This window comes from Thiorhodovibrio frisius (assembly GCF_033954835.1).
Lineage (GTDB): Bacteria > Pseudomonadota > Gammaproteobacteria > Chromatiales > Chromatiaceae > Thiorhodovibrio > Thiorhodovibrio frisius.
This window is the reverse complement of sequence record NZ_CP121471.1, coordinates 574,513-594,088: the sequence shown is the minus strand read 5'-3', so window position 1 is coordinate 594,088 and position 19,576 is coordinate 574,513. Positions and strand designations below refer to the sequence as shown.

The 19,576-nt window shown below is 46.6% G+C and carries 26 protein-coding genes; 9 read left to right on the top strand and 17 right to left on the bottom strand.

The genetic code is table 11. From position 1 onward, the window contains the following. Positions 1–37 precede the first annotated feature (37 nt). Complete coding sequence (locus Thiofri_RS03100; protein ID WP_009150244.1) at positions 38–220, top strand: hypothetical protein; 183 nt, start codon at positions 38–40, stop codon at positions 218–220. 104 nt (positions 221–324) lie between these two features. Here Thiofri_RS03100 and Thiofri_RS03095 read toward each other — a convergent pair whose 3' ends face one another. Continuing rightward, positions 325–558 (bottom strand): hypothetical protein, encoded by a 234-nt coding sequence (locus tag Thiofri_RS03095; protein WP_190275842.1) that lies wholly within the window; start codon positions 556–558, stop codon positions 325–327. Positions 559–981: 423 nt separating this feature from the next. Between Thiofri_RS03095 and Thiofri_RS03090 the strand changes: the two genes are divergently transcribed. The 3 genes from Thiofri_RS03090 to Thiofri_RS03080 all read left to right on the top strand — a co-directional run bounded on the left by Thiofri_RS03090 (position 982) and on the right by Thiofri_RS03080 (position 3,209). Next, complete coding sequence (locus tag Thiofri_RS03090; protein ID WP_009150243.1) at positions 982–2,187, top strand: tyrosine-type recombinase/integrase; 1,206 nt, start codon at positions 982–984, stop codon at positions 2,185–2,187. A gap of 215 nt (positions 2,188–2,402) precedes the next feature. Beyond that, positions 2,403–2,594, top strand: a complete 192-nt coding sequence (locus Thiofri_RS03085; protein WP_009150242.1) for a helix-turn-helix domain-containing protein — start codon at positions 2,403–2,405, stop codon at positions 2,592–2,594. A gap of 117 nt (positions 2,595–2,711) precedes the next feature. Further along, positions 2,712–3,209: a hypothetical protein gene (locus Thiofri_RS03080; protein ID WP_009150241.1), complete on the top strand. Its 498-nt coding sequence runs from the start codon at positions 2,712–2,714 to the stop codon at positions 3,207–3,209. Positions 3,210–3,551: 342 nt separating this feature from the next. On the opposite strand, the gene Thiofri_RS03075 is transcribed toward Thiofri_RS03080, so the two are convergent. The 10 genes from Thiofri_RS03075 to Thiofri_RS03030 form a co-directional block, all read right to left on the bottom strand. Further along, a complete protein-coding gene (locus Thiofri_RS03075; RefSeq protein WP_009150240.1) occupies positions 3,552–3,998 on the bottom strand; it encodes a hypothetical protein in 447 nt (148 codons plus the stop codon). 51 nt (positions 3,999–4,049) lie between these two features. Further along, entirely contained in the window at positions 4,050–4,637 is a 588-nt protein-coding gene (locus tag Thiofri_RS03070; RefSeq protein WP_009150239.1) for a hypothetical protein, read from the bottom strand. Between the two features lie 321 nt (positions 4,638–4,958). Then, a complete protein-coding gene (locus tag Thiofri_RS03065) occupies positions 4,959–5,087 on the bottom strand; it encodes a hypothetical protein (protein ID WP_323705846.1) in 129 nt (42 codons plus the stop codon). Positions 5,088–5,494: 407 nt separating this feature from the next. Then, positions 5,495–5,878 carry a hypothetical protein gene (locus Thiofri_RS03060; protein ID WP_009150238.1) on the bottom strand — a complete coding sequence of 128 codons (384 nt, stop codon included), beginning with the start codon at positions 5,876–5,878 and terminating at the stop codon, positions 5,495–5,497. Positions 5,879–6,116: 238 nt separating this feature from the next. After that, positions 6,117–6,548 carry a hypothetical protein gene (locus Thiofri_RS03055; RefSeq protein ID WP_143741982.1) on the bottom strand — a complete coding sequence of 144 codons (432 nt, stop codon included), beginning with the start codon at positions 6,546–6,548 and terminating at the stop codon, positions 6,117–6,119. Between the two features lie 111 nt (positions 6,549–6,659). Beyond that, a complete protein-coding gene (locus Thiofri_RS03050; RefSeq protein ID WP_009150237.1) occupies positions 6,660–7,019 on the bottom strand; it encodes a hypothetical protein in 360 nt (119 codons plus the stop codon). Positions 7,020–7,295: 276 nt separating this feature from the next. Beyond that, positions 7,296–7,799: a hypothetical protein gene (locus Thiofri_RS03045; protein WP_009150236.1), complete on the bottom strand. Its 504-nt coding sequence runs from the start codon at positions 7,797–7,799 to the stop codon at positions 7,296–7,298. Between the two features lie 90 nt (positions 7,800–7,889). Next, the gene (locus Thiofri_RS03040; protein WP_009150235.1) at positions 7,890–8,219 is read right to left on the bottom strand and encodes a hypothetical protein; all 330 of its coding nucleotides are present in this window, start codon (positions 8,217–8,219) and stop codon (positions 7,890–7,892) included. Positions 8,220–8,278: 59 nt separating this feature from the next. After that, positions 8,279–8,566: a hypothetical protein gene (locus Thiofri_RS03035; RefSeq protein WP_143741981.1), complete on the bottom strand. Its 288-nt coding sequence runs from the start codon at positions 8,564–8,566 to the stop codon at positions 8,279–8,281. Positions 8,567–8,717: 151 nt separating this feature from the next. Then, entirely contained in the window at positions 8,718–9,023 is a 306-nt protein-coding gene (locus tag Thiofri_RS03030) for a hypothetical protein (RefSeq protein WP_009150234.1), read from the bottom strand. 20 nt (positions 9,024–9,043) lie between these two features. Here Thiofri_RS03030 and Thiofri_RS03025 point away from each other — a divergent pair, with 20 nt between their 5' ends. Beyond that, complete coding sequence (locus Thiofri_RS03025; RefSeq protein ID WP_143741980.1) at positions 9,044–9,241, top strand: hypothetical protein; 198 nt, start codon at positions 9,044–9,046, stop codon at positions 9,239–9,241. Positions 9,242–9,466: 225 nt separating this feature from the next. Here Thiofri_RS03025 and Thiofri_RS03020 read toward each other — a convergent pair whose 3' ends face one another. The 6 genes from Thiofri_RS03020 to Thiofri_RS02995 all read right to left on the bottom strand — a co-directional run bounded on the left by Thiofri_RS03020 (position 9,467) and on the right by Thiofri_RS02995 (position 14,499). Further along, positions 9,467–10,345 carry a hypothetical protein gene (locus tag Thiofri_RS03020; protein ID WP_143741979.1) on the bottom strand — a complete coding sequence of 293 codons (879 nt, stop codon included), beginning with the start codon at positions 10,343–10,345 and terminating at the stop codon, positions 9,467–9,469. A gap of 115 nt (positions 10,346–10,460) precedes the next feature. Continuing rightward, complete coding sequence (locus tag Thiofri_RS03015; protein WP_009150231.1) at positions 10,461–11,189, bottom strand: hypothetical protein; 729 nt, start codon at positions 11,187–11,189, stop codon at positions 10,461–10,463. Next, entirely contained in the window at positions 11,186–11,896 is a 711-nt protein-coding gene (locus Thiofri_RS03010) for an AAA family ATPase (RefSeq protein ID WP_009150230.1), read from the bottom strand. Before Thiofri_RS03010 ends, Thiofri_RS03015 begins: the two co-directional genes overlap by 4 nt. A 101-nt stretch (positions 11,897–11,997) precedes the next feature. Continuing rightward, a complete protein-coding gene (locus tag Thiofri_RS03005) occupies positions 11,998–12,783 on the bottom strand; it encodes a lysozyme inhibitor LprI family protein (RefSeq protein ID WP_009150229.1) in 786 nt (261 codons plus the stop codon). Between the two features lie 31 nt (positions 12,784–12,814). After that, positions 12,815–13,237: a hypothetical protein gene (locus Thiofri_RS03000; RefSeq protein WP_086014230.1), complete on the bottom strand. Its 423-nt coding sequence runs from the start codon at positions 13,235–13,237 to the stop codon at positions 12,815–12,817. Positions 13,238–13,323: 86 nt separating this feature from the next. Further along, on the bottom strand, positions 13,324–14,499 hold the full coding sequence (locus tag Thiofri_RS02995; protein ID WP_009150228.1) for a hypothetical protein: 1,176 nt from the start codon (positions 14,497–14,499) through the stop codon (positions 13,324–13,326). Positions 14,500–15,815: 1,316 nt separating this feature from the next. Here Thiofri_RS02995 and Thiofri_RS02990 point away from each other — a divergent pair. The 4 genes from Thiofri_RS02990 (at position 15,816) to Thiofri_RS02975 (ending at position 18,303) form a co-directional block, all read left to right on the top strand. Beyond that, positions 15,816–16,004, top strand: coding sequence for a hypothetical protein (locus Thiofri_RS02990; protein ID WP_009150227.1), 189 nt, complete (start codon positions 15,816–15,818; stop codon positions 16,002–16,004). Positions 16,005–16,251: 247 nt separating this feature from the next. Continuing rightward, positions 16,252–16,536, top strand: coding sequence for a hypothetical protein (locus Thiofri_RS02985; protein ID WP_143741978.1), 285 nt, complete (start codon positions 16,252–16,254; stop codon positions 16,534–16,536). 394 nt (positions 16,537–16,930) lie between these two features. Next, entirely contained in the window at positions 16,931–17,359 is a 429-nt protein-coding gene (locus Thiofri_RS02980; RefSeq protein WP_009149832.1) for a surface-adhesin E family protein, read from the top strand. A gap of 143 nt (positions 17,360–17,502) precedes the next feature. After that, on the top strand, positions 17,503–18,303 hold the full coding sequence (locus Thiofri_RS02975) for a GIY-YIG nuclease family protein (protein WP_009149835.1): 801 nt from the start codon (positions 17,503–17,505) through the stop codon (positions 18,301–18,303). Positions 18,304–19,576 lie beyond the last annotated feature (1,273 nt).

Genomic DNA, 19,576 nt, shown 5'->3' with positions numbered 1-19,576 from the left:
TCGATATTTTTTGCCGACAATATGGAGACAGCTATTAGTGCCGTCGAACCGGGTCAAACTGACCAAGGCCGCCATCCATACCGCCCGTGATGCCGCGAAAGCGATAGCCGACTACAGCCGCGACATTGCCGAAGTGAAATCCAATCTCGCGCTGCTCAAATGGATGATCGGATTCAATCTCGCTTTCACCCTGGCCATACTCTGGAAGGTATTCACCTGAAGCACATTCGCGCCCGTGTCGATCACCTGGCCGATGACATGACCGAGGTTAAGCGCAGCCTAAACCAACCATCTCGAATTCGCCGCCAGCCACGGGGCGGCCCGTCAGCGTCTGGGAGACACGATCCGCTTCGTTCTGCACATCGGCTTGCAGCGCGTCGAGCAGGCCTGTTCAGCGGCGAAATCGCGCGCCACCAGATACGGCTTGGGGATCAGATCACAGGCCCAGCCTTTGTCCTTCATCTGGCCTTTCTTCTTGCCCGCCTTCATCTCCTCCAGCACCCGATGGGGCTTGGCGACCCAGCCCTCGGCGGCGATCTCATAGGCATCGTCCTGCATGATCTCAGCCCAATAATCCATCAGGCGTGGTGTTGGTAGATGGCGTAGGGGTCGAGCAGGGGCGCGGTCTTGATCGGGGCCAACAGACGCTCTCAAATCTCCCGGATCGGTTGCTTGGGCTGACTATCCTGACTAAAGCTTAAGAGACAAAAAAGGCCTAGCCCTCATCAGACTAAGCCGCTGTTTTATATGGTGCGCCCTGTGCGACTCGAACGCACGACCACCTGATTAAAAGTGAGTCGGCCCGTTCTTTGCTAGAAGTTGCCCTACGCCGATAAGGTAATAAAAATAGCATCTTACAGTGACCCCAACCCTGCGCTTGTATGCTCAATCCCGCTCTGTTTTGCTCCCTGACATAGCACCATCCTAGCACCAGATGCTATCCTAGCACCAAGTCCAACTGACGGTGCTAGGGGGGGCGTCATGTCTACTGAACTCAACTTCACCAAGGCCGCTTTGACTAGCCTTGAAGTCCCGCCCAAGGGGAAACGCTGTTACTACCGCGACACCCGTCAGAAAGGACTGATCGTACAACAGACCAGTACCGGGCGCCTGACCTTCTATGTCTATCGGTGGGTGCAGGGAAAACCCGAGCGGATTCGTGTCGGTGATTTTCCCGACATGAGCATCGACCAGGCGCGTCGGAAGGCCCAAGAAATCATGGGGGAGATCGCACAGGGGAAAAATCCCAACGACACCAAACGATCTTTGCGTCAAGAGATGACCCTTGGTGAACTTTTCACGACCTACCTGGATCGCCACGCAAGGCAGCACAAGAAAACATGGGAAGAAGATCAGGGTCAGTTTGATCGGTATCTATCGGACTGGAAGCAACGCCGTCTTCAAACAATCAAGCGTGTTGACATCCAAAAGCGCCACTCACAGATCGGAGAGGAACACGGCATCTATGCTGCCAACCGAACCCTTGCTCTCTTGAGCGTCCTATTCAATAAAGCCGTCGATTGGGGCTGGGAAGGAGGCAATCCGGCACTTGGGATTAAGCGGTTTCGTGAAAAAAGTCGCGAACGTTTCCTACAACCAGACGAACTTCCTCGGTTTTTCCAAGCGTTGGCGAAAGAACCCAACATCACCATCCGCGATTACGTTTTGCTGTCGCTCCTGACCGGTGCACGCAAGAGTAACATCTTGGAGATGCGTTGGTCCGAGGTGAACCTGGAACGGAGCACTTGGTTTATCCCGGATACCAAGAATGGCACCTCACAAACGGTTCCCCTGGTCCCTGAAGCTGCCGAGTTGCTTCAGGTGCGCAAGGAATCGGCCGAAAGTGAGTGGGTATTTCCAGGTGCGGGAAAGACCGGTCATCTTGTCGAGCCGAAAAAAGCTTGGGCGAAAATCCTCGAGCGTGCTGGTTTGACCGATCTGCGCCTGCATGACCTCCGCCGTTCCCTGGGCAGCTGGCAAGCGGCTACGGGGGCATCCTTGTCGATCATCGGCAAATCGCTCAATCACAAGAACGTAAACACCACTAGCATCTATGCCCGGTTGAACATTGACCCGGTGCGGCAATCCATGGAGAAGGCCGTAGAGGCAATGTTCGCTACAATGGCACCGCCATCCGTGGAGTCCGATGGCTCTGAACCGGGTCCATCTGACATCGCCGGCTCTTGACAGATCAGGGCATCGGCAATAGGCTTAGAAGACCGGTAGAGCAGGAGCCCATCATCCCAAATGGAACCGCCTCTGGTCAGCCGCCAATAACGCCGATCTGAATGATTTATGGCATGTAATTTTACCACTACATTTGGCTTGTAAATTCACCATACTAAGAACCCACTAAAATCGGAAGTCGGCATTGGTCTCATTTTTTTTTTCGAGCCTAATGCATGAATAATTCTGAAGAAAATTTCTTGCTTGATACAAAACAAGCAGCTGCGTATTTAAATATTTCCCCTTCGACCTTAGAAACTTGGAGAGTTAGGAAAACTTGTATTATCCCTTATCTAAAGTTAGGTAAGTCTGTTCGTTACAGAAAACAAGACCTTGATTCCTACATTGAGTCGATGGTCGTAAATTAGTTGGTTGAAAGCCCCGTCTTGTACGGGGCTTTTTCGTTATGAATTTGAATTAACAAAAGCGAAGATAACCAATTTGGAAATTTGGCATGGCGGTTATCAACGCATCTACGATTGATAATGTCAGACATTCATTACACCACCGCAGATTTCGCTGATTTGATTCGACTCAATGATCGCTTGTCGATGATTGAGCGCTATTTAGTGGAATTTCGGGTAACAGAGTGTCCAAAGATGGATTCTCGGGTAGCAGACCCCGATGATCCTCTCGCAGATTACGAACTAGACGCTGAGTTGGGGTTTTATCTCAGAGAGGATGATCCAGAATATCGAGAGGATGAAGATAATATTCTAACCATGCGCCGTTGGATTAGTCTCAAGCATAGTGAGCAGAGCCAGCTAAATGACGGTAGGGATCATCGACTGTGGAACATCGGCTATCCTTTATCAGAGATCGAGCAATGTTCTTTGATGCACGACCTCTGGGACCACGATTACAGCTCAGAGCAACGGGCGCTAACCCCACAAGAAATGCTGAGAATCGGGGAGATCAGCGTCGAAATCCAGGTACGCCATCAGATGACTCAGGATGTTGAGAGCGGGAGATGGTCAGAGTGAGGGCGTTAATATTTGGAGAATTTTGACCTCACTGAGTCTACCAATCCAATAGCGTACAACATCTATAACTTTGAATTCATCAGTTAACCTCCCTCCACCCCATTTGTGCCAGACCAACGAGTCTTCAATACCTTGAGACGCGATCCCGAACTTGTTGTAGAAAGATAAGCGCTAGGACGCCGGTTTCGCAGTAACACAGTATTTCAAGATCGATTCAGCTCAAGTTGATTGCCTTGAAAGGCATTTGCTCTCGGACCCAGTTAAGGAAACGCACCTTTAATAATTCCCAATCCGCATTTGAAAGTCAAGCAATACTTACAGTAAAGATTAGAACGTCTGTCTTTAATAATTTAAATCAGGCGGCAATAGTGAAAAACAAAAGGCATCGTAGCCATTATCTACATCGCGAAAGCATTCTCTATAAAAAATTTGGTCCTTTTCAATTTTTACCTCGTCATAGTCTTTTCCATTGCTAACTTTAAACCAAATATCTTGTTGCTCCTCAAAGCTCTTTTGTAATTTTCCATCAGAATTGAAAACATTCAAAGTGCTCCCACATTCACCGATGTCAATGCCGCAATCGGTATGGCGAACAATCCGGCATTTACTGATATTGACAATGCTGTCACCATCGATCTCCATGCAGTAACCGTTAGTCAGCTCAATGGCCGAACTCGACTCCATTCCATCAAATAAAGATAAGGTCTGTTTTGTTGTAAGCTGTTCTGCTTGAGCGCACCCAAACGCAACTGTCAGCGCAACAGCAATGTATGAGGAGAGATTTTTCATGACTAGAACTCCAGCACCGGTAAATTACTTGGGGGATCAGTGCATCGTACACTATTCCGTTGGCCGCAATTTGCCATTAACAAGCGTTAGAATCTGCCTTTTCTCAATAGAGGGACAACAGCGTGCATCATCAGGCGCGTAGTCCATTCCCGTCAGAATTATTGCCCCACGCCTGATCGCAACATCGTCTGGGCTGAAACCGAAGATGCCTTCCCCCCAAGAATCTACCACGTTGTTATCCATATCGAGCACAGAAACACTTACCCACCACGCATTTCCGCAACCGCAGCCTTCAACGCCATATAAAGCAACTTTTCTTTGTTGTCCTGCGATTTCTCCGTTTACGACCTTGATGAGGTTAACGTCACAGCATTGTTCATCATTGATCTTTTTTAAGGCAGTTTCAAGGGAAACAGCTGAGGTGCTTTGCCTTGTTCCCGTTGTTCTATGCTGTTGCAGGCAGGCATCAGCATACGCGAATACTTTGTTATCGAAATTGCTCACGCACCAACTATCCCCCTGTGGAAAGCGGCATTCAAAAGGAAGATTATCATTAGAACTGAAGCAAGCTCCAAAAGAAATGCTGGATGTTGACAGCAGTGAAATAGCGAACATTAGTGATATTGTCAACTTGTTCATTTCTTTACTCCTGCGGGCATCAAAGTGGTAAAAGTTACTCTAACAAAATGATTTATCATGGTAATCGATCAAGTTCGTTTGTTGAACGCCATACGGTATCAAGAATCTACTTTCAGACAACACTGGAGTCCACTTCGAAAACCCGAAATCGCGCATATTTAAAGAAACGTTATGGTTATAGACTGTTCTCTATATTGTATAATAGTTGATAATAAATCACTAATATAGGGTCGAAAACGACTTTTGGGAAGGGACTCAATCATATCGACCAAAACTCGATATCGCGCAGTCGCCATTTCAGCGTACAACCTCTGCAAAACCTCAATGCAGCGCACTCCGCTGACGATTATCGGTATTCCCGAAAACTTCAGCTAGCGCAGCGGCGAGGTTTTGCAGTCCGGCTGTTACCATCGCCATTTGTTGGCAATCGAGGGTTTCGGCTTGCAGCATTTCTGCAAGAGCACCTTCAGGCAATTCGCCAAAACAAGATGGTTATCCCTAGTTGAAATAATAGGTCTGAAAGGTTTCTAATGAGCAAGCTATGGCCTTAATAATAAGGCAGGCAACCATTACGTAGCAACAATATACTTGTGTAGGCTAAGATACGATTTTCTAAATTAGTTGAGTAAGGTTTTCTGACTGAATCACTAGGTCCTGACGCACCTTATGATCCAGCCCGTCGTCAGCAACGGCTCCGCTCCGCTCATATCATGCTCGCCAAGGCCGGTGAGAACTTACGCCGAGTGACTGATCGCAAGCGTTGAACCTGTTCGTATTCCCGTATCGATAGAGTTATACCACAAAAAATATTTTACGTTTTAGTCGGATCAGTAAGTCTGAAAAATCCCCAGTTAATCTCATTGACAGATTGATTCAATGTTGTCCTTAGTGATTAGCGTTTTCGTATAGATGCCTTCCGGCAGATTCTCTGGAACAATCTTAACGCTTGTTATCGATTCGGATAAATCAAGATTTACCTCTGTGGAATAGCCACCCGAAATATCATCATGTATCCAGTATGTTTGCAGGCATTCGCCGTTAAGGCAAAATTGCATACGTTTCGCTAAATCACCGGTTAAGAGGTATGAGTCGTCATGTAGTCGCTTCATCTCGCCAGCTAAGTCCACTCCATCCTCGAACCAAAGGGTTATAAAGCCAGACATGCTATTGCCTGATAGCTCCCTGCATGTGAGGTTTAGACGCAAACTTTTTTGATTATCGGCTTTGATTGATATATCCATTCCACCTTCGCCTTCCACAATCTCAGCAGGAGCTCCATGTGCAAGAAAATGCGGAAAAATCAGTGCTGATAGGATAAAAAGTGGGAAACGAAGTCGGTATGTGGGAAACAGATTTCGTATCATGCGAGTATTTATTTGTTGGTGATGAAGTAGAAGATATTATTGAGGGAACATCTAAATGTAACATCGGTAATTGCAGAAGTTTGAAGGCACATTTTGAAGCGATGGACCACCATTTTCAATTGTCATCTAAAATTTTCTTCTCAACCAATCTATTGATTACCGGAGTTATATTTTCAAGATATTCATTAGCAGAATTCATATCCATATCTGCACCGGCAAATACAGGCCCAATACGAGAACCAAATTGATCATCTGAGAAAAATTGATTTGGCGGAAACTGCATCGCCTCAACAAAAATTTGATCGATTCGGCGTGATGCTAAGTCAAGGGAAACGCAATAAAATGGGGCATCGGTGTTTAGTTTATAACACTCCTGCGTTACAGTGATTAGCCCAGCCATTCCGTCTGTTTTGTACGTTGAAACAGCAGTAGCAGTAGCGTTAGTTAAATCTTCCGCAACTTCCGCCGGTGATCTTGCGTAGGCAGAGTTTAGACATCCAACTCCAACAATTAGTAATAGACAAGTGATCAGTTTAAGTTTTATCATTATGGCAGCTCCCTTTCACATAACATGAAGCGGTGATAACAAACAAAGACTTATTCAATGATGGCTAAAAAAAGGGTACTTCCCTTTATTCTGCAACAAAATAATCAAACCTTAGTTAGGGCAGGGATAAGTAGCAGCCAAACCAAGAAACAAAATCATCTCTATGGAAACATCAGTGCCCCAATTCTTTCTGTGTTTAGCAAGTTGTTTATCAATAATAGCCAGATAGTCTTCCGTGGTTAAAATTAGTGTTTGTGGCTGACAATAAAGAGTATTCTTCTTGTCAGCGGCCAAAATAACGTTGCTCCAAAAGTAGCCCTGACCGAGACCACTAATGAAAACGTCTAATTTGTCGCTCGATATCCCCCGCTCTTTGTCATAATCTTCAATCGACAATGAAAAGGATCGACTGCTTAAGGTAATAAGGAGGATAAACAGCAAGTTTAAGGTTATAAGTGGCGACTTAATCATGAATTACTCTCCGATAAACAGCCAGAAAAACATTTTACGACATTGCCAAGCCCCAACATTTTTTTGTTACCAAACCTTATTGGCTCAAGAAGCCAAATGTGTAGCCAGACAATCCTGGGCCGTCCCGGGCAGTTGATGGTGCATCAAAAGCGCATTATTGACTCTACCGCGTGATTGCAGTCTAATCTCTCACTCTGGTTAGGTCGGTTAGGAAGTTAACAGAATACGCAGAAATGTTAAAGTACGTTATGTCAGCAATAGATTTACCATGATCGTTTATTCTAGTCCGTCGGCATACTGCTCAAGTGATCGCTTAAACTTCAGATAACTGCTCTTGTAACGATTGTAAGCTGCTTGGCTACTGTACTTGATGCCAACAACCCAGCGAACCGAGCCACCGTTTGAGACCGTATCCTGATAAGAACGCGCGTAGGAGCCGTCGTTCGCGTCAAGAGTGATCCAGGTCACTTGTCCATCCCCGGAAGGTTTCGTCTCCTTAGCGCGCACTGTCTCTCGTGCCGGATCAATTGCAATATCACTTGGTTCCCCGTTCCATTGTGGCGAGAAGATGTAGAACTCGACCTGCCCATCTGGGGAGCGGAAGAAGGCGCTGTCAACACCATCTCCAGAAGTCCTGGACGGTATAGAGGGTACCGCCCGAAAACTATCTGGGTACCAGACCTTGAACCAAGCACCTGTATAGCTCGCAGCCTGCGTTGTTGATGAAATAGCGACAAGGAGGAAAACAACCAAGAAGCGAGCACGGAGTTGTATAGGCATTTCATGCTCCACAGATAATGAGCTAAAGTAATTCTGCCGTTTAGAATTGGCAATCGGTCTATTGAAGCTCAGTTAAAGATCAATCCCAATTCATCGACGCAACATGTTAGGGAAATCGCGAAGAATATCTTCGCATAACTCGTTATGACCACGCTCATTCTCGTTACGGTCAAATATTTTCATTCCTGATTTCAGCGATTGCTCCAGTAGCTCGTCGGATAATACATGAGAGCAAGCTTTAGCTGCTTGTAACATCTCATTGCTATAGTCATTGAAGCCACACTGAAATTGCGCACGAGAAAGAAATCCATGTTTTTTTATTGTGCGAACGCAATCTTGATCTTTAGAATCTGCTAGCGTCTGATTATTAAAGATAAACGAAGTAATTAAGATGAAGGCTATATAAAGTGATTTTTTCATGATGTATTTTCTCATGGTTCAAGTTAAGGTTACTTAAGTCCAAGGGAATACTCGAGCGCTTAAGTTATAGAAGTACGATTATATCTATTTTGCAACTCTATGTCATTTTCACTAAGCCAGTAGTTATCTAATGAACTTTTTACTGCTGGACATAAAGTTAAATGGCCATGCTCTCTTAATCTGTCCTTGAAATCACTTATCCCGATTGTCGTCGCTTTAGTAACAAAATCTACTCCATAAGCCATATTGCAGTCAACTACAGCACCACTATAATCAGGTAAATCTGATTGGGCAATTACGTCACCACATTCAGCAAGGGAAGCTATATTGAAACCTAAGAAAGACATTGCATGTTGACATTGGTTCCTAGTCGGCGTTTCAGCTTGAACAGGCCAACTGAAGAACAAGACAACTGAAGAACAAGACAACCATCGAAAACGCGAAAACGTTTTGAAAATATGCCATAGGGTTTCATCTAGTAATCACGTTTGGAATTGTTTATCGAGTCTCACAGAATCGATAGGCTAGAATGTCTATACACTGACCAGTATATTTATCGAAATCGAAGTTGCCGTATTTTTGGTTGTCCTCTTCCCACGGAGGAGGCGTATAATAATCACCGTCATAATCACCCCATGCTACGATATCATAGGTCACGCCGTTGCTGCATTTGATGCCATAGCCGTAATTTGGCCCGTTGTTTACCTTTCCGTGAAATTCGATGCTGACGGGTTTCGCTGCAATCGCCGGTAAAGCGATAAATATAGAAAGAATCACCAAACCAAGTTGTAGTTGGATTCTCATAACCTTATCAACCTAAAATCATGTTTCGCAAGAAGGCTAATCTCGAAGCTGTTAACAAAGAGATCGAGCGCACTCGAAAAAAGCTTGAACCACTGGTTCGAATAGCGGCTGAATTAGAAGCCAAACAACTAGGCCAAGACCATGAGCGTATCGACCTTACCGAAACAGGAAATTCATCGTTTGGTTGTGCTAAATTGGCATTGAGCCAACCTCGATAGTTACCTACAACCTTTGCCCACAGACAGAAGTGAGATGCTAAAACGACGTTTGAGTATTGAGCCAAAATCACCAGGAAAAATGGGGTTTAACTGTCTCATCATTACGGATGCGGTTAAGATAAGAAGCTTTCCTTATGAAATTAACTGGACCCAAGATCGTAATCAATTGACTCTCGGACGACATCAGGGGTCCAGAAATTATGGTCGCTATTGAAGATGCCGCCCTCACTCCCGAAACTGAATCTCGTACACTCGGTATTGTCCATTGAATGGAAAAAAGACAATTTCATCGAGAATTTTTCCATTTGGAAATTTATAAACGAATCCTACGCCAACGTTTTCAGCTATACGCATACTCATTTCGGGTTCATCTGTTTCTATCTGTTTAAATACGCTGAAATTAGACCCTATAAGTGCAGAAATGAATTTTTTGTCTGGGTCAGCGACAAATTTTTTAAACGGCTTGGAGATGGCAAGGACCTCTCCCCACTTATATATTTCAACATCCGGCTTCATCATATCAAGAAGTTCCGGAATGTTTTTTTCAACAAGCGCATCTTTAAACAAATTCCAGTGGTTACTAGGATCGTCTACCTCTGTCATCAACTCAGCTGTTGTGAAGATTTGAATGCTATGCAGACGATCCTGGCCATCAAATTCAAGAGTATAGTTGCGGTCTTCAAAAACGAAATTCGTCACCCCCCGAGCAGTGTCTTGTTGGACTCGATCTGGTTCACCAAGCAAATTAACTGCTTTGCTCATGCCATCGCCCAGCTTGAGACCTTTGAAAGGAAATGCCTTATCTGTTTTTCCAGTTAATTGGAGCATCGAAATATTGTTCGGAAACATCGGCGAATGACCAACAACCATGAATGCGTCGTCATCAATTGGATAGACATTTGCAATTATTTGCTCGCCTTCTATCGTTTCCAAAGATGGACCAAGGACAGGTTCAACTACGGATAAAAACTGTTGGAGACGAAAACCGTTAAGATCAATTTCAAAGTTAGTTGCCCAGGAGGAAGAGTACGCACATAACAAAATAACGGTTGTTGAAACGAGAAATATTGAGAGCTGAGACTTTTTTAAAATGTAACGAAGCATTATTTTTTCCTAGATTGGTTTGTTGGATGGACCCGCTTCGCGGTTAACGTGGCAACTAGTCGCCAGTGGCGTCTCGGCAATATTTATGGTCAGATGATTCGAAACTGGAGAGAGGTTATTGAATTACCCCATCCGGATTAATGCAATGAATAGAAATGACGTAGCCGCTGTAAGGCGGATCAGTAAAAGTTATTTGGATTCTCTTACCTTTACCATTATTTAATTGGACCTCCTCCTTCAGTTCTCTACAACTGGATTCGGTCGTAGCCTGAGTGTGGAATGTCGTATTTTCAAGACCATCAACCATTTTAGCTACTAAGAGATACGGCCCCTCTTTAGTTTCATTCGAGCCAGAATATTTCCATTCGCAGTAACTAGGAAAAGACCGCAACTTTTCCACCGCTATAGGATCACCTTCAAGTGCATGTCTTGCAAGCGTTCCGCATTTCGAGGTAGGTGTTCTAGTGTAGTGTTGTGCGACATTGTCTGCACAAGCGCTACACAGCCCCATATCGCTGAATTTCTGCCTTGAAAAACCGTAGCTTTTCCCGGAATCTGAGCGGTCGTCTAACCCAAGCACCTCTTTAATGGCCTCAACTTCAGATCTCCTGACGTAACCGTTATCAATTGAACTTGCAACTCCTGTCAGATTGCCGGTGCATAATCCGCTTACCACGTCTTCATGATACCTGTTGTAACCATCCGACAATCTGGCTAACTCAGCTAATTTTTCCATATCTTCATGATAGTTTTCACTTCCATATCTAACATCGCTGCATTTTATGCCGGCGTTTGCAGAAAACGGAAGTAGCATAACTAGAAAAGAGAATAATGATAATCTCATCGTATTAACGCCATATAGGAAACGTCGGTTTTATCTATATGAATTTCTAATTCAGTAATTAATATATTGCCGTCAAGTGCAGTGTTTTCTTGAGGGAAAAGTCGGGTAATTAGTGACAAAAAAGAGAGGTCATATCGAGCTAAATCTTTTTCAACATGTTCAAAAAATACATTGTTAAGATTGAATTTGGTCTCAAAGTAGCGATGCGTTACTAGGCTTTCTTGCTGAAATTTAATTTCTTCTAACGACCAGTAGGAATGGTCTTTATGTCGAAGTGAGTATGTTACATCGACATCAAAGCCCGAGCGACCAATCCGTGAGTGCAGAAAGTCTGATTTGTTAGGGAAAAGTGATTCATAGGAGTCAATAGATAGATCGATTGGACTTTTGCTATCGACAGCGTAAATAGGATGGGAAAAGCTATCGGAGTGCAGATGAGTTGTGATGTATGCTTGATGGTCATCTTCACGCTTGTGAATATAGGCCAAAAGTTCAGGAGCTTCCCAACCCGAAAAGTAACCAAGAGTTAACAGTTTTTCTAACAACGCAATCGCGGAGTAAACAGTACTTTTCCCGGATGAATTCGGTCCAAAAAATAATGTAATAGGGGCAAAATCGATTCTTGTGGGTTCAACAAAGCTTTTGAAGTTAGCTAAAGTCAATCCGGTGATGTATGCGTCAACATCTTCAAAAGATTTTCGGTACATGATCAGGAGAATCCGCGAGGAGAAACGGTTTTAGCTTCTGCTGGTTGTTTTTGAACCAGCAGTCTAAGACGTGAGCGAGAACTGATAATTAATTTTTTCTATCAATTCTGCGCGAGGGAAAACAAATCAAACAAGTCTCGGATAACAATATTCTCTTGTAGCCGTGACGGTGGAATGTGATACGTTCCACTGCGGCCTTGATTGCAGACGTGGTTATACAGATTCGCAATGCCCTCAGTGGCGCCCCAGGCAATACCGTCATCAGCAAACGGAATGGTCACTGAGTATCCCCCTTCTTTTTTGCTTTGCACGTAGGCCGGCAACTGCGGGGAACAGAACAAATACACTGTTTCAGGCGATGACCAAGTACCGCGAGGGGATGGGTAGTCTGGATAACCGTTGCTCTCGACAAAACTCGGGGAGTAGTCCTCTGAGGTACTCGTTGTCGTCACACGATAGAGTCGGCTCGAACCACGACTTTGCAGGAGTTCAGCGTTCTCGACTGTCCACCACCAGCAACTGTCCATGTGGCAACGACCGGGGACAATAGAGTCCGAAGCGACGCCGATTTGTTGCTGTACTGGGGAGGAGATCGCTTGTAACTCTCCGATTCGGGTTTGATAAGCGTCGGTGAGGCAGACCACTGTTGTGCAGCGGTTCCGCTTGTTTTTCAGCCAGGCGCGTTGCTCCTGTTTCAGAGCGTCAGAATTTGAAGCGCGATTGCGAGCATCTCGGTAGGCATCAGCCAAGTCTTCATCTAACCGCGATAGTTGCGCATTTGAACAAATCGCAGATTCGACAAGAGTCGGGGCTTTGCCACAGTCAAAGCTGGCACCCTGAGCAGACAAAGTTGCGAGCATTGAGACCAACAAGAGAATAAGTTTCATGTGCATAACCTCAAAATGTTACACGCTGCTACTAATCTAAATATTGGCGGTAGCAAACGTATGGGATGCTCGCTTGTACCACTTGATTCATCTTGTTTGTTGTGACAGAGCCTGAGCAACTATAATTTAATCCATCGATAGACCAGGTAAAATCAACCGAAAATTGATTTGGAGCATCTTGAACAATCTGCTTTATGCTCCGGATTACAGCACCTTCGACGCTCAACTCATTTTGCAAGGCGCTTTTTACGGCAGCGTTGGAACCATTGCCGCGAAGGCATTCGTCGGAAAAGGCGTAGGGATTCTGTCTATCGTTGTTTGCGCACCAGGAATCTCCGGCGGGATAGCGGCAGTTTGAAGGGCCTGAGTCTGGCATTGGAAGACATTTGGCTTGTGCAATGGGCAGTTGAGTGCCAACTATGAGAGTAAGCAACAGCGCCTTGAAGTTATTCATGTTCGGTTCGTGTCTAGTAATTGTTGAAATTCTTTGTGGCAACGACCATATCGCGGTTCGTCATCGATCTTTTCTATGCTGTCGAGTTATTGAGGAATTTCCGCATAATCTGGACATCGATGAAGGGTACTTTCTCCACGCCAGTCAGGGATCTGTATATTGATCAGATTCGGATTAACGATCTCTATGACTGTTATCCCATCAAACTCTATTTCTTCTTGTTGGCAGTGCGATTCGAGATTTATTCTGTTTCCTTGCTGGCGCGCTGTTCCAAACTCGCAATAACCTTCGTAAAAAGAAAGTTGAGGCGGTTTTTCTTTGTCAATATACATTCCTCCTTGATCTGTCCACTTATGGCGACCGATAAAAACTCGGTATTTCCAGTCGGTATCGAGGCAACCTTCGGAGGAATCGAGTCCCCACATCGCCTCTAATGGTTGAAGCGCTTCTTGGAGACTGATCTCAGTGCCGGAACTCATTGTTTGTTCATTTTGGTAGCTGGCAAGGCAATTGTTGTAAGCGTTGTTGAATGATGCCGCACTTCCTTGGAGACTCACATTTAATACACCTAGGCTACTTTCTAGCCGCAGTTGATAGCCGCGCTTTAGAGCAGCCAGTCCGTTTTTTGAGAGAGCGAATATGGAGCTAAAACCCTCATCAATTTCCAAAAATTCAGGTTCAACATAGCCAAATTCCTGACCATCGATTTGGAACCCAAGGGATGGAAGTTTTTGTTTGGCTTCAACAAAAAATAGTGCTTCGTCGCAAGAACGTCCCGGCAAAAAGGTAACACCAAGTTTAATCCCCAGTGTCGAAAAACTTGTGATTGCAGCCGGTCCATTCCAGCCCCAGGCTCCTTGGGTTCCCTGTGTGCGGTTGAAGTTGAACTCAGAATCGGTTGTTCTCGATCCTGGACAACTAGCCTGATAGACGGCGTTGGTGACAGTGCTTCGAGCGTTCATGGACTTCCACTCGGCACTCTTGGGACGTTCGGTTTCGCGGCCGGTGCGGAGATCGATGTTCTTGACCCAGAGGAAACGTCGGTTTTCGCAGTCGAGAAGATAGATGTTGCGATATCCATTGCTGTCCATTTGGAACCCGACTGCCGGTGTGTCGGTGTCTCGAAGTCGCTCGTAGGTCACCACTTTCCCGTCGGCAACCAGAGTTTCGGCGGCTTGCGTCGGGGTGGAGATTGAAAGTGTCGCTGTCACCAAGGGCACAACGAACAGGGCGAGAACGGACTTCGGGAGACTCGGAGGCATGGGTGGCTCCTTCCTTTGAGACTGGAGGTTCCCTAGTGCTTTAAGCGCAACTAGAACGACAAAACTCTCGGTTATCGTTCCAAAAAAAGGCACCGTAACCTTTCGCTAAGGTATCTTGGATTCAGCGCCAGCAATTCGTCGTGACCAGAGAGTTGCCGAAAGTATAGTTCAGAGTTTGGCGTGTGGGCAACCTTAAGTGTCCAAAAAAATCATCCGTTGCGGATTGTCTAATTTCGCGGTGGTGCTTGGTTGTAGGCAAAACGGTAGGGAACGTTTGCTAGACAGGTCGCTTGGCCGTTTGATCTGCCAAGGGGGGTGGGCTCGACTCGCACAGGGGGAGGGGGCTGTCGAGCAAATATTGCTTTCAAAAGTAGTTCGTCAGGAGTTTCTAAGATTCACTCTCCTGGCCACCGGTTATCCCTCCCGCACTTAGGCAGCGCCCGAGGATTCGCTGTGGCGACCGCTTCCGACCCAAACCAGACATCTGACTGCCAATCAGGACCTGGGAGCGCAGCCGGCTGTGGCCACATGTTATGACCGACTAACCGGCGGAGATCACCGCTTAGCCCTGCGAGTGAGAACGTCCAGCCGAATAGCCATTTAGCCAATTGTATGACCAATGCAAAAGGGCCATGCTGACTGGGCCATCGCGCCGCCGCTTCCTATTCCGTGCTCGCCCTCGACTGCCGCCAGCGCTCCGGCTCGCGCGCTTCTTTGGTTCTGATGGTCTGAAAGCGCGCTCCCCACCCGCCGCTCTGCGCGGCGCCGGCACTCGCGCTCCGGGCGGGGCTCGTCGCGCGCAGGGGGCCGCACCGCCACCTCAGCACCCAAAGGGAAGACGCATCGGCATACCCCGCCAATCCTGGGGGCTGCGCTTCGTCAGCCTCAGCGGCTAAGGATTGAGTTTGCAGAAGCAGAGAAAAATCACTACCAGTGTTTGAGCATCTATACTATGCTGTTGTCGAAATGAACACCGAAGCATCAGAAACCCCGCTGACCTTCTGCCAGCCCGGCATCCTGGTTGCTCGCCCGAATACTTGCGCGACACCAAACAGCCAAGCCCAAACGGCCCAGCTCACGGATCGTTGTCGGTCTAGTTCTGAAGGACTGTTGGGGGGGAAGGGAGCGCGCGAAAGGCCCGTTTAATCACTCCGGTGCACAAAACCATTCGAAAGGTGCGGAGGATTCGGAGTGATAGGCAGATTCTATGCTAGCGGGGCTAGGCAGAATCTGTCTAGCACACCTGACCGACATTCTGTCTAGTTTGGCGTCTCTGGCGGTTATTTCATCAAATGTACTCAATTAGGAGGCAAAAAATGGCAACATTCAAAGCAGATACTCGCTTTAATTACGCAAAAGGCGGTCCCGGTGGTACGGCAAGTGCTCAAGGTTGTCACCTAGTATTGACTGTCAATAGCAAGACCGAGTCAGCAGTCATAGAAGCTACTAAGAAAAAGTATGGACCAAAAACAGAGGTGCAGATACACGAAATAACCTGGAAGTAAAAAGAGAAGACTATAAGAGCGCATGTTTAGCATTGCCTAATCGGGCGCTTCAGCCAAAGCCGGTTTTTTTGACCGGTTAGGCTGAGTATGGCGACGATATAGAAGTGCCTTTCGAAAAGCTTCTAATTTTAGAATCAAAATGGAGTGACGAAAAAACAGATACTCGTTCATCAACAGAGATTTATACGTCTATTGAGTCGCTGTTTTCGCTCCAAGATCAACCGGTACGAATAATCAATCGCCGCTATTGTCTAAGCTGTATCTTGAAGACATTAATCAATTTGTTTCCCTTGATTCAAACAAGGCTGGGCCAAACATAGTGATCATGGCGGCACATGGTAATCATACAACAATTAAGAAAGGGGGGAGAAAGATTAATAGACGAGTACTGGATGGATATGATGGTTCAATTCGTTTAAGCGAAGATATGAAAACCTACATAAAAAAATATGGCGATAATTTAAAGAGAACAATATTTGTTCTGGACTCTTGCCAAATTGGAGCCACTCGTATGAGCAATGACACCCGGTAATGCGGGCCGAGCAAAGGAGTGGACTGGCGGTTCGGGATATTGTATCGGTATAACACGCCCCTCCACCGAGAGGACTCTGCGCGTGAAAACGAGGGCCGATGCGATTCACACCAATGGAGCCAAGAGCGAGAAACATGGGCGGGCCGACGGACGGAGGGCTTTCTGTGTTGATGGGCTGAGACAGCCCATTCCTTGGTGAATGACCTGAACTGGGAGCCGGATGGTGTAACACTCCAAGTCCGGTTCTGCGAGGAGCCGGGAGTCGAGCTTTGCATGGTCAAGATATTGTGGCACCGCCGGGAAACTAGGCGGCAAACAGAGAAGACGAATGTTGAGCTAAACACGGTGAGACCCAGGTTCACTCTCCGAAGGTTCGCAATTTGTGGAGAAAATCATGAAAAACATTGTGTTCGGTACGATGATTATCGCGAGTTTTTTTTCTGCTATAGCTACACATAGGCCGGTCTTAGCTGAGTGGGTTCATTTCGGCACAGATCCGAATGGCAGTGAAACCTTTATCGATGACCAATCATTCAAGTTTGAGGAAGGGGTTCTTCATCTCTGGGTAAAAGAGATATTCGATAAGCCAAAAAAAATAGATGCTATTGGAGACTTTTATTTCAACTTAACAGATAGTCATTGGTTAATAAATTGCCCAGAACGAACTTTGGCTGTGAAAACTGTAATATTTTACGACGAAAACGGAGAAGTTATTCATCAGTTTTCCCTTAACATGACTCAATTGGCTTGGAGGGACCCGCCACCTGGAAATAGTCCAGAGGCTATTATGCGCGTTCATTGCGATCTGCTAGAGCAGAATTAACGGGGCCCTCAAGGGTCGGCTTAAACCCTCTGAAATTGAATCAAACCGTCGAAATCGCCTAACGAGTTGCTCTAGCCGAAGCCAGTTCCCTCTCGCTCAACCGGCTCGACTGAGCGTGGCGTTGGGCCGTGTAGGGTAGAACAATGGACGCCAAAAAAATTCTCTCTTTTCGCCACTGGGACGATTGCAAGATACACCTTGCAAGTTGGAATGGTGATAAAAACCCATTAGACGTATTCCTTTCCGACAGAGTGGAATGGCAAGGCTGGAATGAATATCGAGGAAAGAAGAACGTATTTAATAGAACCTATATCTTTTCCCTAATTGAGTTTTACCACGAACCAAACGCATGGCTCTTCGGAGGTTTCTTCCGTGTGGTAAATCGACACGAAGATTGGTATGAAATAGAACTGTGTTCTGATTGTGAAGAACTAATAGGTAGGCTGAAGTTAAGTTTTGAAAGGCCCGGTCGCGCAAGGGTTCTAAAGGATAGCTATCTTTCCGGTATGTCTTTATTGGAGATCTTGCGGGAGCCATACAACGGTGAGCCGTTTTGTGGGTATGAAAAAATAGATCATGAATTTTCCAGCGTTGAGCTAATTATGAGAGAAAATCGGCCAGATTGGAAAGCCGCACTCGAAAACGTTAAGGGAGTTTATCTAATTACCGATAAGCACACAGGAAAGCGATACGTCGGATCAGCTTACGGAGCAAGCGGAATTTGGTCGCGCTGGAGTTGCTATATCGGCACAGGGCATGGATGGAACGATGAGATGACAAAGCTTATTCAGGCCAAAGGTATTGACTACGCAAGGTCGAATTTTAAGTTTACCTTACTGGAGTATCGACCCATGAAAACGGATGATCACGTTCTGATAGAACGAGAGGGATTCTGGAAAGACGTACTTCTCACACGAGGCCAATTCGGATTAAATAGGAATTAGCCCGACAAGGAGGAGGAAGCCCCGACTAAGCCCGCATGGTTGCTTTAAAATGAAACGGCCCAACGAGAGGCTCGGCCCGACCGCTCGCTACGCTCGCAGCGGCTGAGGCTGGCGTCAGACCGGAAATCCGAGCAAAGCGCCCAAACCTGCTCGCATCATCGCCACAGAAGCCACCCTGCGCTAAACTCAGGTCAAACCCACCTGCCGGCGGTCGCGGCAACGACGAACTGAACCGTTGACCCGCAACCCGCAGAACCGGCTTGCCAAGCCACGGATTTTTGACCTGGTCAATAGCTTTTCACGCGGCGGAAAGACCGAATAGCACGAACCCGAAAACTAGAGCAGTCGGCGGTAAATGGCTGCTCCTGGCCGCTATGTGAAGCTTCACATAGCGGCCACTATGTGGAGCTACAAACTGCTACAAACTATGTGAAGTTCGGTGAAAATTTCTTACCCAGCCATTGCGCGGTTGCTGGCTTTGAGGCGCGGCGTGCGACACGAGAACTTCACATAGTCTGCCGGTTTTCTGAAGTGTTGTGAGTAACTTCAACTTCAATCAGGCGCGCACTTCAACGACATTGCACTCTACCTCGGGCATGAAACACTGACCACGACGCATAAGTATGTTGAGGCGAATATGGCCATGAAGGAACAAGCGCTCGCGCGCCTGCAAGATCCAACCGCCGTCGTTCCTTCCCGTTTCCAGCCAACTGACGCGCTACGCCAGTTCCTGGAGAACCTGTAACTATGTGAAGAATGGGCTAGCTCCAACGCAGGTCAGCCAAGCAATCTGCATCCGAACTTCACATAGTCTGTAGCTCCACATAGTGGCCGATACCGGCCTTCACGGATCACAAGCTATAGCTACGGGCAATCCGGTAGGGTCAGCTCGGACTGATCTGAGAAATTCCTGGGAAAAAATGTCAGCGACAACAGCAACCCGATAATGGACCGATGTGGCGGTGCTGAGGAGGGTAGAGACCGAGGGGACTGGGCGAGTACCGGTCGAGGGATATTTGCTGGAGGGTGCTGAAAGCGGTGCTAGGGTGATACAGAACATAGCACCAGCCTAGCACCAAAGAAAAACGGCCTAGCCTAAAACGAGACTAAGCCGCTGTTTTATATGGTGCGCCCTGTGCGACTCGAACGCACGACCACCTGATTAAAAGTGCGACGCGCCTTTGACGGTCTAATACTTTCAATAACTTACGCATTGCCGATCCCCTCCCTAACGACCCAAATGGACTTCGCCGGCCTAAGATAGACTAGCATG

Excerpts from the sequence above, each read along its gene's own strand:
- Thiofri_RS03095 (WP_190275842.1), bottom strand. The coding sequence starts at position 558 with ATGCAGGACGATGCCTATGAGATCGCCGCCGAGGGCTGGGTCGCCAAG.
- Thiofri_RS03090 (WP_009150243.1), top strand. The coding sequence starts at position 982 with ATGTCTACTGAACTCAACTTCACCAAGGCCGCTTTGACTAGCCTTGAA.
- Thiofri_RS03085 (WP_009150242.1), top strand. The coding sequence starts at position 2,403 with ATGAATAATTCTGAAGAAAATTTCTTGCTTGATACAAAACAAGCAGCT.
- Thiofri_RS03080 (WP_009150241.1), top strand. The coding sequence starts at position 2,712 with ATGTCAGACATTCATTACACCACCGCAGATTTCGCTGATTTGATTCGA.
- Thiofri_RS03075 (WP_009150240.1), bottom strand. The coding sequence starts at position 3,998 with ATGAAAAATCTCTCCTCATACATTGCTGTTGCGCTGACAGTTGCGTTT.
- Thiofri_RS03070 (WP_009150239.1), bottom strand. The coding sequence starts at position 4,637 with ATGAACAAGTTGACAATATCACTAATGTTCGCTATTTCACTGCTGTCA.
- Thiofri_RS03065 (WP_323705846.1), bottom strand. The coding sequence starts at position 5,087 with ATGCTGCAAGCCGAAACCCTCGATTGCCAACAAATGGCGATGGTAACA.
- Thiofri_RS03060 (WP_009150238.1), bottom strand. The coding sequence starts at position 5,878 with ATGGATATATCAATCAAAGCCGATAATCAAAAAAGTTTGCGTCTAAAC.
- Thiofri_RS03055 (WP_143741982.1), bottom strand. The coding sequence starts at position 6,548 with ATGATAAAACTTAAACTGATCACTTGTCTATTACTAATTGTTGGAGTT.
- Thiofri_RS03050 (WP_009150237.1), bottom strand. The coding sequence starts at position 7,019 with ATGATTAAGTCGCCACTTATAACCTTAAACTTGCTGTTTATCCTCCTT.
- Thiofri_RS03045 (WP_009150236.1), bottom strand. The coding sequence starts at position 7,799 with ATGCCTATACAACTCCGTGCTCGCTTCTTGGTTGTTTTCCTCCTTGTC.
- Thiofri_RS03040 (WP_009150235.1), bottom strand. The coding sequence starts at position 8,219 with ATGAAAAAATCACTTTATATAGCCTTCATCTTAATTACTTCGTTTATC.
- Thiofri_RS03035 (WP_143741981.1), bottom strand. The coding sequence starts at position 8,566 with ATGTCTTTCTTAGGTTTCAATATAGCTTCCCTTGCTGAATGTGGTGAC.
- Thiofri_RS03030 (WP_009150234.1), bottom strand. The coding sequence starts at position 9,023 with ATGAGAATCCAACTACAACTTGGTTTGGTGATTCTTTCTATATTTATC.
- Thiofri_RS03025 (WP_143741980.1), top strand. The coding sequence starts at position 9,044 with ATGTTTCGCAAGAAGGCTAATCTCGAAGCTGTTAACAAAGAGATCGAG.
- Thiofri_RS03020 (WP_143741979.1), bottom strand. The coding sequence starts at position 10,345 with ATGCTTCGTTACATTTTAAAAAAGTCTCAGCTCTCAATATTTCTCGTT.
- Thiofri_RS03015 (WP_009150231.1), bottom strand. The coding sequence starts at position 11,189 with ATGAGATTATCATTATTCTCTTTTCTAGTTATGCTACTTCCGTTTTCT.
- Thiofri_RS03010 (WP_009150230.1), bottom strand. The coding sequence starts at position 11,896 with ATGTACCGAAAATCTTTTGAAGATGTTGACGCATACATCACCGGATTG.
- Thiofri_RS03005 (WP_009150229.1), bottom strand. The coding sequence starts at position 12,783 with ATGAAACTTATTCTCTTGTTGGTCTCAATGCTCGCAACTTTGTCTGCT.
- Thiofri_RS03000 (WP_086014230.1), bottom strand. The coding sequence starts at position 13,237 with ATGAATAACTTCAAGGCGCTGTTGCTTACTCTCATAGTTGGCACTCAA.
- Thiofri_RS02995 (WP_009150228.1), bottom strand. The coding sequence starts at position 14,499 with ATGCCTCCGAGTCTCCCGAAGTCCGTTCTCGCCCTGTTCGTTGTGCCC.
- Thiofri_RS02990 (WP_009150227.1), top strand. The coding sequence starts at position 15,816 with ATGGCAACATTCAAAGCAGATACTCGCTTTAATTACGCAAAAGGCGGT.
- Thiofri_RS02980 (WP_009149832.1), top strand. The coding sequence starts at position 16,931 with ATGAAAAACATTGTGTTCGGTACGATGATTATCGCGAGTTTTTTTTCT.
- Thiofri_RS02975 (WP_009149835.1), top strand. The coding sequence starts at position 17,503 with ATGGACGCCAAAAAAATTCTCTCTTTTCGCCACTGGGACGATTGCAAG.